The following is a 12,871-nucleotide window of genomic DNA, read 5'->3' on the forward strand; positions in this document are numbered from 1 at the left end:
CCGGCCGACGCCGGAGTCGGCCGCCGTACTGCTGGAGGAGCGTCATGTCCCACCCCCGGAGAACCATCCCCCTGCTCATGGCGGCCGTCATGGCCACCGGCGTCGGCGTAGCGGTCGCACAACCCGCGACCGCCGCGGCGGGCTGCCGCGTCGACTACGCGGTCACCAACCAGTGGGGCGGCGGTTTCGGCGCCGAGGTCACGATCACCAACCTCGGGGACGCCGTCGACGACTGGTCCCTCACCTGGTCGTTCGGCGCCGGCCAGACCGTCACGCAGGCGTGGAACACCACAGCGACGCAGAGCGGCGCGCAGGTGACCGCGAAGAACGTCGCCTACAACGCACGCCTCGCGACGGGCGCGAGCACGTCGTTCGGTTTCACCGGCGGCTGGACGGGCACCAACCCCGCCCCGACCGCCTTCGCCCTGAACGGCACGACCTGCACCGGCAGCCCCGTCGACCCGCCCGTCGACCCGCCCGTCGACCCGCCCGTCGACCCGCCCGCGGGGTCGTGGCAGGCCGAAGACCTGGATCGCGGTCTCATCAGCGTGCGGTCGGGCAGCGACAACCTGGTGCAGTGGCGGCTGCTGGGCACCGAGGCGGCGAGCACCGGGTTCACCGTGTACCGCGACGGCACGAAGGTCGCCGGGCCGATCACGAGCTCCACGAACTACCTGGACCGCGGGGCGCCCGCAGGGGCCCGATACACGGTCCGCGCCGTGGTGAACGGCTCCGAGCAGGCGGCCTCGCCGGCATCGTTGACGTTCGGCGACGGCTACCTCGACGTACCCATCCAACGGCCCAGCGCCCAGCACGTCGCCAACGACGGCAGCGTCGGGGACCTGGACGGCGACGGCCAGCTCGAGATCGTCCTGAAGTGGGACCCGACCGACGCGAAGGACAACTCCCAGTCCGGCGTCACGGGCAACGTGCTCATCGACGCCTACGAGCTCGACGGCACCCGCATGTGGCGCATCGACCTGGGCCGCAACATCCGCGCCGGCGCCCACTACACCCAGTTCCAGGTCTACGACTACGACGGCGACGGCAGGGCCGAGGTCGCGATGAAGACCGCCGACGGCACCCGCTCGGGCACCGGTCAGGTCATCGGCGACGCGAACGCCGACCACCGCAACTCCGGCGGCTACATCCTGTCCGGGCCGGAGTACTTCACCGTCTTCACCGGGCATACCGGCGCGATCGGCGCGACGACCAGCTACCTGCCCGCCCGCGGCACCGTCTCGAGCTGGGGCGACAGCTACGGCAACCGGGTCGACCGGTTCCTCGCCGGCACCGCCTACCTGGACGGCTCACGGCCCTCGATCATCATGGCCCGCGGCTACTACACCCGCGCCGTCGTGGTCGCCTGGGACTACCGCGACGGTCAGCTGACCCGCCGCTGGACCTTCGACTCCAACGACTCGGGCAACGGCACCTATGCCGGACAGGGCAACCACTCCCTGTCCGTGGCCGACGTCGATCAGGACGGCCGCCAGGAGATCCTGTACGGCGCGGCCGCCATCGACGACAACGGTCGGGGCCTGTGGAACACCCGGCACGGGCACGGCGACGCCGGGCATGTCGGCGACCTGATCCCGAGCCGACCGGGGCTGGAGTACTACAAAATCGACGAGGACGGCAGCAAGCCGGCCTCGTGGATGGCCGACGCCCGCACGGGCCAGGTCCTGTGGAGCACACCCCCGGCCGGGGACAACGGGCGCGGTGTCTCCGCAGACGTCTGGCCCGGCAGCCCCGGCGCGGAGTCCTGGTCGTCGGCCGACTCCCAGATGCGCGACACCGCCGGCCAGACCATCGGCCGCAAGCCCGGCTCGGCCAACTTCCTGGCCTACTGGGACGGCGACACCTCGCGCGAGCTGCTCGACGGCACCCAGATCTCCAAGTACGGCACCGGGGGCGACACCCGCCTGCTGACCGGGTCCGAGGTGCGGTCGAACAACGGCACCAAGTCCACCCCCGTCCTGTCGGGCGACCTGTTCGGCGACTGGCGCGAGGAGGTCGTCTGGGCGAAGACCGACAACTCCGGGCTGCGCATCTACGCCACCCCGACCGCGACCAGCACCCGCGTGTGGACCCTGCTGCACGACCAGACCTACCGCGTCGCGATCGCGTGGCAGAACACGGCCTACAACCAGCCGCCTCACACAGGCTTCTTCCTGGGCGCGCCGTTCACGCTCCCCGCCCAGCCCACGATCTACACACCCTGATCCCACTGCCGGGAGGGCCGCCGCCACGTCGGCGGCGGTCCTTCCGGCGGCTCCGGCGGCCTCTGACGAGCGCGTCGCCTCAGCGGCGGTCGAGCCGGACCTGGCGGTTGACGTCCTTGTAGAGCAGGTACCGGAACGGCTTCGGGCCGCCCGCGTAGCAGGCCTGCGGGCAGAACGCCCGCAGCCACATGAAGTCGCCCTCCTGGACCTCGACCCAGTCCCCGTTGAGGCGGTAGACGGCCTTGCCCTCGAGCACGTAGAGCCCGTGCTCCATGATGTGCGTCTCCGCGAACGGGATGGACCCGCCGGGCTGGAAGGTCACGATGTTGACGTGCATGTCGTGCGCGAGGTCCTCGGGGTCCACGAACCGCGTCGTCGCCCAGGCGCCGTCGGTGTCGGGCATCTCGCGCGGCGTGACGTCCTGCTCGCGCGTGACGAACGACGTCGCCCGGTGCCCGGCGATCGGCTCGTACACCTTGCGCACCCACTGGAACGACGCCGTGGCGTCCGACCGGTTGTGCAGCCCCCACCGCTCCCCCGCCGCCAGGTAGGCGTAGCCACCCGGCTCGAGCACGTGCTCGGTGCCGTCGAGCGTCAGGACGAGCGTGCCCGCGGTGACGAAGACGACCGACTGCACCGTCTCCTCGTCCTCGCCCTGGTCGGCACCCCCGCCGGGCGCGACCTCCATGACGTACTGCGCGAACGTCGTCGCGAAGCCCTCGATGGGCCGCGCGAGCACCCACAGCCGCGTGGACTCCCAGCCCGGGAGCTTGCTCGTCACGATGTCGCGCAGCACACCGCGCGGGATCACCGTGTAGGCCTCGGTGACGATGGCGCGGTCGGTGAGCAGCTCGGTCTGGCCGGGCAGGCCACCCTGCGGGGTGTAGTAGCGGGTGGTCTGGGTCATGTCTCTCTCCTCGGGATCGTGGCCGGCAGGGCCGGCCGCAGGGTGCGGGAACCCGGGGCTACCGGGGTGACGACGGGAGGCCGGGCGTCAGCCTGCCACCGGCGACGGGGCGTGGCCCGTGACGCGCACGCGGTCCAGGCCGTCCCGGTCCAGACCGGTCGCGGTCCGGACCTCCTCCTCCGTGAGCGCGCCGCAGTCGACGCCGCGGCCGAGGAACCAGGCCATCGCCTTGGCGGTGGCCGGCTCGTCGAGCACGCCACCGGCGTCGGGCACGAAGCCCACGTAGGCCGCGAGGCGCGAGAGCGCCGCGGCGGCACCCTCCCGGTAGAACGCGTAGGTCGCGGCGAACCGGCTCGGGAGCTGTGCGGGGTGCAGGTCCCAGCCCTGGTAGTAGCCGCGCTCGAGCGAGCGTCGCACGAGCCGACCGTGCAGGCGCCACGCGGCGTCGACGGCGTCGGCGTCGCCGACGGGCAGCACGTTCGTCGAGCCGTCCGACAGGCGTACGCCCGTGCCCGCGACCGCGAGCTGCATGACCTGCTTGGCGTGGTCGGCCGCCGGGTGCTCCATCGACTGGTACGCGGCCGCGATCCCGAGCGACGCCGAGTAGTCGTACGTGCCGTAGTGCAGGCTCGTGACCCGGCCCGGGGCCGCGTGCACGAGGCGCGCGACCGCGGCGGTGCCGTCGGCCGCGAGGATCGCCTGCGGCGTCTCGACCTGGACCTCGAACCGTAGGCTCCCCGGCTCGAGCCCGTTCGCTTCCTCGACCCGCTCGCACACGCGCGCCATCGCGACGACCTGCTCGGGCGACGTCACCTTGGCGAGCGTGACGACGAACCCCTCGGGCAACCCCACGAGCCCGCGCGCGGCGCGCTCGGCCACCAGCTCGGCGACGAACAGGGCCGCCGTGCGCACCCCGCGACGGCGCGTCGCCGCCTCGAGGCACTTGATGCGGATGCCGCTGAACGGCGTCGAGGTGCCGTGGACCTCCGACCCGGCGAGGGCCCTTGCGGCGGCGACCACCGCGGCGTCCTCGGCGGCGTCGCCCCGGTCGCCGAACCCGTCCTCGAAGTCGATGCGCAGGTCCTCGATCGCCTCCACGGCGAGCTTGGCCGACACGCGCTCGGTGACCGCGGCGGCGAGCACCGGGTCGTCGATCCCGAGCACGTCGACGAGACGACGCACGCCGCCCGCGGACTCGACGACCGCGCGGGCCTGGGCGGCCCACTCGCCCGCCAGACCGGCGGTGTACCGATGACCGGGGACGTACACCGTGTGGACGGGCTGCCGGGACCCGTCGTCACCCGGGTAGCGCGCCTCGAGCTCCGCGTCCCAGGACCCCAGCAGGCCGTCGAGCGTCGCGTGCAGGGCCTCGACGTCGCGCTCGGAGAACCCGGCGGGCATCAGGACGCCTCGTCCGACGACTCCGCCGCGACGACCGCGTCGTACGCGGGCAGCGTGAGGAAGTCGACGTAGTGGTCGTCCAGGGCGATGCCCTCGACGAGGGTCCGGGCCTGCTCGTAGGGGCCGGCGTCGTAGGCCTCGGGCCCGACGTCGGCCCGCAGGCGGGCGGTCTCCTCGCCCAGGAGCGTGCGGACGAGGTCGGCCGTGATCGTCGTCCCGGCGCCCTCGCCGGCGGTGAACGTCGCCCCCGAGCGCACCCACTGCCACACCTGCGACCGCGAGATCTCGGCCGTGGCGGCGTCCTCCATGAGGTTGTGGATCGCGGCGGCGCCGTTACCCGCGAGCCACGCGGCGACGTACGCGACCGACACGTAGAGGTTGTTGCGCAGCCCGGTCTCGGTGATGTCGCCCTGCGCGGACGACACGTCGAGGAGCTGGTCCGCCGTCACGTGGACGTCGGGCCGCTGCCGGTCGAGCTGGTTCGGGCGGTCGCCGAGCACGTCGTCGAACACCTCGCGGCAGACCGGCACGAGGTCCGGGTGCGCGACCCACGAGCCGTCGAAGCCGTCGCCCGCCTCGCGCTTCTTGTCCGCTCGCACCTTGTCGAACGCCTGCGCGGTGACCTCGGGCTCGCGACGGTTCGGGATGACGGCCGCCATGCCGCCCATCGCGAACGCGCCGCGCCGATGGCACGTCGAGACGAGCAGCTCGGTGTACGCGCGCATGAACGGCGCCGTCATGGTGATCGCGCCGCGGTCGGGCAGCGTGAACGACGACCCCGAGTCGCGGAAGTACTTGATGACGGAGAACAGGTAGTCCCAGCGGCCGGCGTTGAGACCCGACGCGTGGTCGCGCAGCTCGTAGAGGATCTCGTCCATCTCGAAGGCCGCGGGGATCGTCTCGATGAGCACCGTCGCGCGGATCGTCCCGTGCGGGACGCCGAGCGCCTCCTGCGCGACCGTGAAGACGTCGTTCCACAGTCGTGCCTCGAGGTGCGACTCCATCTTGGGCAGGTAGTAGTACGGGCCCGACCCCCGGGCGAGGAGCTCCGTCGCGTTGTGGAAGAAGTGCAGCCCGAAGTCGACGAGCGCGCCGACGGCGGGCGCGCCGTCCACCTGGACGTGCACCTCGTCGAAGTGCCAGCCGCGCGGCCGGACGACCATCACGGCGAGCGGGGCGTCGTCGGTCTCGGGGCGCAGCGCGTACTGCTTGCCCTCGGGCGACGTGAAGGCGAGCGTGCGCCGGGTCGCGTCGTGGAGCGCGACCTGGCCCCCGACGACGCTGGCCCAGTGCGGCGTGGACGCGTCCTCGAGGTCCGCGAGCCAGACCTTCGCCCCCGAGTTCAGGGCGTTGATCGCCATCTTCGGGGTCGGTGGGCCGGTGATCTCGACGCGACGGTCCAGGAGGTCGGCCGGCGCGCCGGCGACCGTCCAGTCCGCGGCGCGCACGTCCGCGGTCTCGGGCAGGAAGTCCAGCCGCCCGGTGCGCGAGACGTCCTCGCGCCGCGCGGTGCGTGCCGCGAGGAGCTCGTCGCGGCGTGCGCCGAACCGGCGCTGGAGGTCGGCGACGAACGCGAGCGCCTCGGGCGTGAGGATCTCCTCCGCCCGCTCGACGGCGGGTCCGTGGACGGAGACGGCCGTGGTGGTGGTCATGGTGTGTCCTCTCTGCGGGATGCTGTCGGGGCGGCGCGCGTGGTCGCTGTCAGGAGCGCGCGGCCGGGGTCCCGGCGGGGCGGCCCGACGGGGCGCTCCCCTGAGCCTGGCCCGCGCGGTCGCGCTCCGCGACCTCGGCGACGGCCCGGGCGACCGATGTCGCGACGGCGGGCTCGAACACGCTCGGCACGATGTAGCTCGCGCTGAGCTCCCCGGGCTCGACCGCGTCGGCGATCGCGACCGCGGCGACCCGCAGCATCTCGTCGGTGATCTCGCGCGCCCCGGCGTCGAGCAGCCCGCGGAACAGACCCGGGAAGGCGAGCACGTTGTTGATCTGGTTCGGGAAGTCGCTGCGCCCCGTCGCGACGACGGTCGCGTGCTGGGCGGCTGCGATCGGGTCGACCTCGGGCGTCGGGTTGGCGAGCGCGAAGACGATCGCGTCGTCGGCCATCGTCGCGATGTCGTCCCCCGTGAGGATGTTCGGCCCCGAGACGCCCACGAACACGTCGGCCCCGGCGAGGCCCTCGCGCAGGGTCCCCGTGAACCCGTCCGCGTTGGTCGTCGCGGCGAGGTGGCGACGGTTCTCGTCGTCACCCGCGTTGCCCGCGTGGAGCGCGCCCTTGCGGTCGAACGCCACGACGTGGCGTGCGCCCTGGCCCTGCAGGAGCTTGATGATCGCCGACCCCGCGGCACCCACGCCCGACACCACGATCCGCACGTCCTCGATCGACTTCCCGACGACGCGCAGCGCGTTCGTCAGCGCCGCGAGCACGACGATCGCCGTGCCGTGCTGGTCGTCGTGGAACACGGGGATGTCGAGCTCGTCGCGCAGGCGGCGCTCGATCTCGAAGCACCGCGGCGCCGAGATGTCCTCGAGGTTGATGCCCCCGTACACGGGCGCGATGGCCTTCACGGTACGGATGATCTCCTCGGTGTCCGTGGTGTCGAGGCACACGGGCCACGCGTCCACGCCGGCGAACTGCTTGAACAGCGCGGCCTTGCCCTCCATCACGGGCAGCGCCGCCGCGGGGCCGATGTCACCGAGGCCGAGCACCGCGGTGCCGTCGGTGACGACCGCGACGGTGTTGCGCTTGACCGTGAGGCGGCGCGCGTCCTCGGGCCGTTCCGCGATCGCGAGGCACACGCGGGCGACGCCCGGCGTGTAGGCCCGGGCGAGGTCCGCGCGGTGGCGCAGGGGGACCTTGGGGTTGACCTCGAGCTTGCCGCCGAGGTGCATGAGGAACGTCGCGTCGCTCACGTGGCGCACCGTGATGCCGTCGAGCGCGCCGAGCGCGTCACGGATCTGCTCGACGTGCGCGGCGTCGACCGTGTCGGCCGTGATGTCGACCACGAGGACGTCCGCACCGGACTCGGAGACGTCCACGCCCGTGATCGCGGCGCCCGTGGCGCTCACGGCCGCGACGAGGTCGCTCGCGGTGCGGTGCCCGCTCGGGGCCTCGACGCGCAGCGTGATGGAGTAGCTCGGGCTCGTCGCGACGTGCTTGGCGGTCGTCGTGGCGGGCTGCGGTTCGGACGTCATGGTCGTTCCTTCTTCTCGTATGCTGAGGCGTATCTTCCGTGATACGGAAGCGAGAGCGGGCGAACCGCTCTCTTCAGGTCTCGGTGCGCGCCCGTCGTCGGGCACCACCAGGTGGACAGGAGATGGTGATGGCCGAGAGCTCCGCGGCGAAGCCGGCAGGTGGCGTGCAGTCCGTCGACCGGGCGATCGAGCTCCTCGAGCTGCTCGCGGACTTCGGCGGCGAGTCGGGGCTGAGCGAGCTCGCGCAGCACGCGGGCCTGCCGCTGCCGACGATCCACCGCCTCCTGCGCACGCTGCTCGCGCAGGGGTACGTCCGCCAGACGCCGTCGCGCCGCTACACGCTCGGCCCTCGCCTCATCCGGCTCGGGGAGTCCGCGGGCCGTCAGCTCGGCGCCGGCGCCCGTCCGTACCTCGAGCTGCTCGCGGAGGAGCTCGGCGAGTCGGCGAACCTCGCGATGATCGACCGCGACATGGCCGTGTACGTCGCGCAGGCGTCGTCCCGGCACTCGATGCGGATGTTCACCGAGGTCGGCCGTCGCGTCTTCACGCACTGCACGGGCGTCGGCAAGGCGGTGCTCGCCCAGCTCCCGGACCAGACGGTCCGAGAGATCGTCGCTCGCGTGGGCATGCCGCCCGCGACGGACCAGTCGATCACCGACGTCGACGACCTCCTCAAGGAGCTCGACCGGACGCGCGAGCGCGGGTACGCGATCGACGACGGCGAGCAGGAGCTCGGCGTGCGGTGCTTCGCCGTGGCCGTCCCCGCCGCCCCGACCCCCACCGCGCTGTCCGTCTCCGGGCCGGCCGCCCGCGTGACGTACGAGTTCGGCGAGCGTGCCGTCCCCGTGCTGCACCGCGTGGCCGCCGAGCTCACCCGAGAGCTCATCACGACGACGGCCTGACCACGCGAGGGGGAGGCGCCCCGACGGCGGCGCGCCCCGCCGGGCCGCGGTGGTCCCGCGGTCCGTCGGGGCGCGTCGCGTCGTCATGCTCGTCGGCGCCGTCTGCTCAGCAGAACCCGGCGACGGTCGCCCAGGCGCGCGGCTCGGGAGCCACGCCCTCACGCTGGACGGTCGCCTCGATGAGCCCGTACGGGCGGTCTGCCGCGTAGAAGACCTCGTTGGGGTTGTCCAGGCCGAACGGCCCGAGGTCCACGAGGAAGTGGTGCTTGTTGGGCATCGAGAACTTGATCTCGGCGATCTCCGGCACCGCCTCGAGGACGGCCTTGCCCATCGCGAACAGGGTCTGCTGCAGCGCGAGCGAGTGCGTCGTCGCGAACGCCTCGAGCTGGATCGCGCGGACCTTCGCGTAGACGGCGTCGAAGTCGAGGTCCGTCGTCGTGTACCGCCAGCGTGACGTGACGGAGGTCGCGAGGATGCGGTCGTCCGTCTCCACGAGCGTCGTGTAGCGGTCCCGCGGGAAGCCGTGGAACTCCGATCCGGTCGACTTGAGCACGACGAGATCCGTCAGTCCGGAGACGACGAAGACCTCGTCGCCGTCGCGCTGGACGACGGTCGTGCGCGTCTCCTGGTTGTTCCGGACGAACGCGTGGTCGTGCTCGCCGTCCGCGGTCTCGATGCGCTCCCAGGAGTACTGCTCGATCTCCCAGCGGCCGCCCTCGATCCAGTCGAAGTCCTCGACGAAGTGGTTGCCGAGACGGATCGCGAAGTCCTCGATCGCGCCGACGCCGTCCCGCGCGAACGCGTAGACCGTGTTCTTCTGCGTGTCGGTCGCGACGCAGCGCGAGTTGTCACCCTCGTAGTGCGTCGCCTCCTGGCCGCCGCGCAGCTGCGAGGAGACGTTCAGGTCGGTGATGCGGTGGCGCGGGGTGGAGCGGTCGACGCGCACGAGGCGCACCTCCGCCTTGCCCCACTGGTTGTCGCCGAGCACGATAGCGCCGGTCGCGCCGTCCGCCGTCGTCTGCTGGGCTGCCCCGGTGCTGCTCAGGGTCTCGGTCATGTCAGCTCCCTCGATAGGTCGAGTAGGCGAACGGGCTGAGCAGGACGGGGACGTGGTAGTGCTGCTCGGCGCTCGCCACCCGGAAGACGATGACGACCTCCGGGTAGAAGGACACGGTGTTCTGCCGGTCGAAGTACGAGCCCGTGTCGAACACGAGCCGGTACGTGCCGGGGACGAGGGTCTCGGGCCCGAGCTCGGGCACCCGACCGTCGTCGTTCGTGCGGGAGGACGCCACCAGGGACCAGCCCTGCCCCGTCGTCCTGTCCGCGATCTCCGGAGCCGCCTCCAGGCGGACGTCGATCCCCTCGGCGGGCCTACCGCTGGCCGCGTCGAGTACGTGCGTGGTGATGTGGCTGGCGTGCGCGCTCATGCGGACAGCACCCCTTCCAACCGCAGTGCGGCGATCTCGCGCAGGTTGCGCGCGGCGTTCGCCCGCTCGGTCTGCGCGTCGTTGCCCAGGCGATCCGTGAGCTGCTCGAGGATCTCCTCGGCGCTGCGCCCGGCGGCGCGGATGAGGAAGACGTGGCCGAACTTCTCCTCGTACGCGCGGTTGCCGTCGGCGAGGCGACGGGCGACGTCGTCGTCGCTCGAGTCGACGCCGGACTGCTCGCTGCGCGACATGCGCGCGTCGGCCTGCTCACCGCTCGCCCGCTCGCCGATGCGCGGGTGGCGGCTGAGCGCGGCGTCGATCTCGGCGTCGGTCCACGGGTCCGCGGCGGCGGATGCGGCGTCGACGGCGTCCGCGACGGTCGCGTACGGGCGACCGGACGCGACAGCGTCCGCCCACCGCCCGACGTGCGCGCAGGCCAGCAGCGTGTCCCGCGCGTCCTGCGCGGACAACCGGTTGAACTCGTCCAGCGTCATCGCCGTCCTCTTCGCCAGTCGGATCTCGAAGTGACTATCCACATCGCGGAAGTATGTTTCCGCTCAATGAATGTACGCCGTGCACTTGTGACGTGTCAACCAGCCTTCCGCGTGCGGGGCCATCGTGCACTCCACGATCGACGACGGGCCCGGCAGCAGCGCTGCCGGGCCCGAGGTGGTCGTGCCGGAGAGGGGGACGGCCGGTCAGGCGGAGCCGAGACCCACCCGGAACTCGTCCTCCAGGATGCTCATGACCGTCGCGTCGGCCCAGCCGTCGCCGTCGCGGTAGACGTCCCGCAGGCGACCCTCCTCGCGGAAGCCGAGCGACTCGTAGAGCATCCGCGCCCGGGGGTTGATGCTCAGGACGTCGAGGCTGACCCGGTGCAGGTGCGGACCGTCGTGCCGGGCCCCGGCGACGTCGGTCGCGCCGTCGAACGCGAACCGCAGCACCTCGAAGATCGCCTCCCTGCCGTAGCCGCGACCGCGGTAGTTCGGCAGCAGAGCGAGCCGCAGGTTGGCCGAGCGCGCGTGGTCGTCGATGTCGTTGAGGACGATCTCGCCGATCATCTCGTCGCTCACCTGTTGCCCGTCGCGCACAGCGCCGGGCGTGATGGCCCAGTCGTACCGGCCCTCGCGATCGCTGATCGTGGCCGACCACTCGTCGATCTGCGCACGGGTGAAGGTCGCCGTCGTCCCCGTGAGCCGGTTCGACTCCGGATCCTGCAGCGACTCCCACATGCGGTCGGCGTCGCGCGCCTCGATCGGCCGCAGCCGCACCATCTCACCGAGCAGGACGGGCCCCCTGGTCACGAGATCAGCCGATCCGCTCGAGGACGAGCTCGCGCACGCGCCCGGCGTCCGCCTGGCCGCGCGTCGCCTTCATGACCGCGCCGATGATCGCGCCGACCGGGCCGAGGTTGCCGCCCCGGACCTTCGCGGCGACGTCCGGCTGCGCGGCGAGGGCGTCGTCGATCGCGGCGAGCAGCGCGCCGTCGTCCGACACGACCTCGAGGCCACGGGCCACGACGACCTGTTCCGGGTCGCCCTCGCCGGCGAGCACCCCCTCCAGCACCTGGCGCGCCAGCTTGTCGTTGATGCGGCCGGAGTCGACGAGACCCTGGAGCTGGGCGATCTGGGCGGGCGTGACCGTGAGAGCGGCGAGCTCCACGTCGTCCTGCTTCGCGCGCCGCGCGAGCTCGCCCATCCACCACTTGCGCGCGCCGGCCGGGCTCGTCCCCGCAGACACGGTCGCCTCGATGAGGTCGATCGCCCCCGCGTTGACGACGTCGCGCATCTCGGCGTCCGCGTAGCCCCACTCCCCCTGGAGCCGCCGGCGGCGGGCCACGGGAAGCTCGGGCAGACCCGCGCGGATCTCCTCGATCCACTCGCGCGGCGGGGCGACCGGGACCAGGTCGGGCTCCGGGAAGTAGCGGTAGTCCTCGGCGTCCGACTTCACGCGGCCCGACGTCGTGATGCCGGTGTCCTCGTGCCAGTGCCGGGTCTCCTGGATCACGGTGCCGCCGGCGTCGAGCACCGCGGCCTGCCGCGAGACCTCGTAGCGCACCGCGCGCTCGACCGAGCGGAAGGAGTTGACGTTCTTCGTCTCCGTCCGCGTGCCGAGCGGCGACTCGGGGGTCGGACGCAGCGAGAGGTTGACGTCCGCGCGCACGTTGCCGCGCTCCATGCGGGCCTCCGAGACGTCGAGCGCGCGGAAGATGTCGCGCAGCGTCTGCACGTACGCGCGCGCGACCTCCGGAGCCCGCTCCCCCGCGCCCGTGATGGGACGCGTGACGATCTCCACGAGCGGGATCCCGGCACGGTTGTAGTCGACGAGCGAGTACTCGGCCCCGTGGATCCGTCCGGTGGCGCCGCCGACGTGCGTGTTCTTGCCCGCGTCCTCCTCCATGTGCGCGCGCTCGATCTCGACGCGGAACACGGTGCCGTCCTCGAGCTCGACGTCGATCCACCCGTCGTGGGCGATCGGCTCGTCGTACTGCGACGTCTGGAAGTTCTTCGGCACGTCCGGGTAGAAGTAGTTCTTGCGCGCGAAGCGGCACGTCTCGGCGATCTCGCAGTTGAGCGCGAGCCCGATGCGGATCGCGTACTCGACGGCCTTGCCGTTGACGACCGGCAGCGCGCCGGGGAGCCCGAGCGAGACGGGCGTGACCTGAGTGTTGGGCTCGGCGCCGAAGCTCACCTCGGCGGCGCAGAACATCTTGGTCAGCGTGCCCAGCTCGACGTGCACCTCGATCCCGATGACGGGGTCGTAGCGGCGTGTGGCGTCGGCGTAGTCGACGAGGTCGACGGTCGTGGCGGTCATCTG

Annotated in this window: 11 protein-coding genes; 2 read left to right on the forward strand and 9 right to left on the reverse strand. The window is 72.3% G+C overall.

Translation table 11 applies throughout. The features are described 5' to 3' along the window. Positions 1 to 44 precede the first annotated feature (44 nt). Positions 45 to 2,225, forward strand: coding sequence for a cellulose binding domain-containing protein (locus V5D56_RS17365; protein ID WP_435736525.1), 2,181 nt, complete (start codon positions 45 to 47; stop codon positions 2,223 to 2,225). A 79-nt stretch (positions 2,226 to 2,304) separates the two neighbouring features. Here V5D56_RS17365 and V5D56_RS17370 read toward each other — a convergent pair whose 3' ends face one another. From V5D56_RS17370 to V5D56_RS17385, 4 genes are all read right to left on the reverse strand, one after another. Beyond that, positions 2,305 to 3,132: a bifunctional allantoicase/(S)-ureidoglycine aminohydrolase gene (locus V5D56_RS17370; protein WP_435736526.1), complete on the reverse strand. Its 828-nt coding sequence runs from the start codon at positions 3,130 to 3,132 to the stop codon at positions 2,305 to 2,307. A gap of 87 nt (positions 3,133 to 3,219) precedes the next feature. After that, positions 3,220 to 4,533, reverse strand: coding sequence for a DUF6986 family protein (locus V5D56_RS17375; protein ID WP_435736527.1), 1,314 nt, complete (start codon positions 4,531 to 4,533; stop codon positions 3,220 to 3,222). Beyond that, the gene (gene aceB, locus V5D56_RS17380) at positions 4,533 to 6,185 is read right to left on the reverse strand and encodes a malate synthase A (protein WP_435736528.1); all 1,653 of its coding nucleotides are present in this window, start codon (positions 6,183 to 6,185) and stop codon (positions 4,533 to 4,535) included. Before aceB ends, V5D56_RS17375 begins: the two co-directional genes overlap by 1 nt. A 49-nt stretch (positions 6,186 to 6,234) precedes the next feature. Next, positions 6,235 to 7,725: an NAD-dependent malic enzyme gene (locus V5D56_RS17385; protein WP_435736529.1), complete on the reverse strand. Its 1,491-nt coding sequence runs from the start codon at positions 7,723 to 7,725 to the stop codon at positions 6,235 to 6,237. A 128-nt stretch (positions 7,726 to 7,853) separates the two neighbouring features. Here V5D56_RS17385 and V5D56_RS17390 point away from each other — a divergent pair, with 128 nt between their 5' ends. Beyond that, complete coding sequence (locus V5D56_RS17390; protein ID WP_435736530.1) at positions 7,854 to 8,627, forward strand: IclR family transcriptional regulator; 774 nt, start codon at positions 7,854 to 7,856, stop codon at positions 8,625 to 8,627. A gap of 106 nt (positions 8,628 to 8,733) precedes the next feature. Here the strand turns inward: V5D56_RS17390 and pucL are convergent, their stop codons facing one another. The 5 genes from pucL to gatB form a co-directional block, all read right to left on the reverse strand. Continuing rightward, complete coding sequence (gene pucL / locus V5D56_RS17395; RefSeq protein WP_435736531.1) at positions 8,734 to 9,684, reverse strand: factor-independent urate hydroxylase; 951 nt, start codon at positions 9,682 to 9,684, stop codon at positions 8,734 to 8,736. Position 9,685: 1 nt separating this feature from the next. Beyond that, on the reverse strand, positions 9,686 to 10,054 hold the full coding sequence (gene uraH / locus V5D56_RS17400; protein WP_435736532.1) for a hydroxyisourate hydrolase: 369 nt from the start codon (positions 10,052 to 10,054) through the stop codon (positions 9,686 to 9,688). Beyond that, entirely contained in the window at positions 10,051 to 10,548 is a 498-nt protein-coding gene (gene uraD / locus V5D56_RS17405) for a 2-oxo-4-hydroxy-4-carboxy-5-ureidoimidazoline decarboxylase (protein ID WP_435736533.1), read from the reverse strand. Before uraD ends, uraH begins: the two co-directional genes overlap by 4 nt. A gap of 204 nt (positions 10,549 to 10,752) precedes the next feature. Further along, the gene (locus V5D56_RS17410) at positions 10,753 to 11,358 is read right to left on the reverse strand and encodes a GNAT family N-acetyltransferase (protein WP_435736534.1); all 606 of its coding nucleotides are present in this window, start codon (positions 11,356 to 11,358) and stop codon (positions 10,753 to 10,755) included. A 4-nt stretch (positions 11,359 to 11,362) separates the two neighbouring features. Beyond that, a complete protein-coding gene (gene gatB, locus V5D56_RS17415) occupies positions 11,363 to 12,868 on the reverse strand; it encodes an Asp-tRNA(Asn)/Glu-tRNA(Gln) amidotransferase subunit GatB (protein WP_435736535.1) in 1,506 nt (501 codons plus the stop codon). Between the last annotated feature and the right edge of the window lie 3 nt (positions 12,869 to 12,871).

Origin of the sequence: Cellulosimicrobium sp. PMB13, assembly GCF_051294865.1 — a bacterium.
Classification (GTDB): domain Bacteria; phylum Actinomycetota; class Actinomycetes; order Actinomycetales; family Cellulomonadaceae; genus Cellulosimicrobium.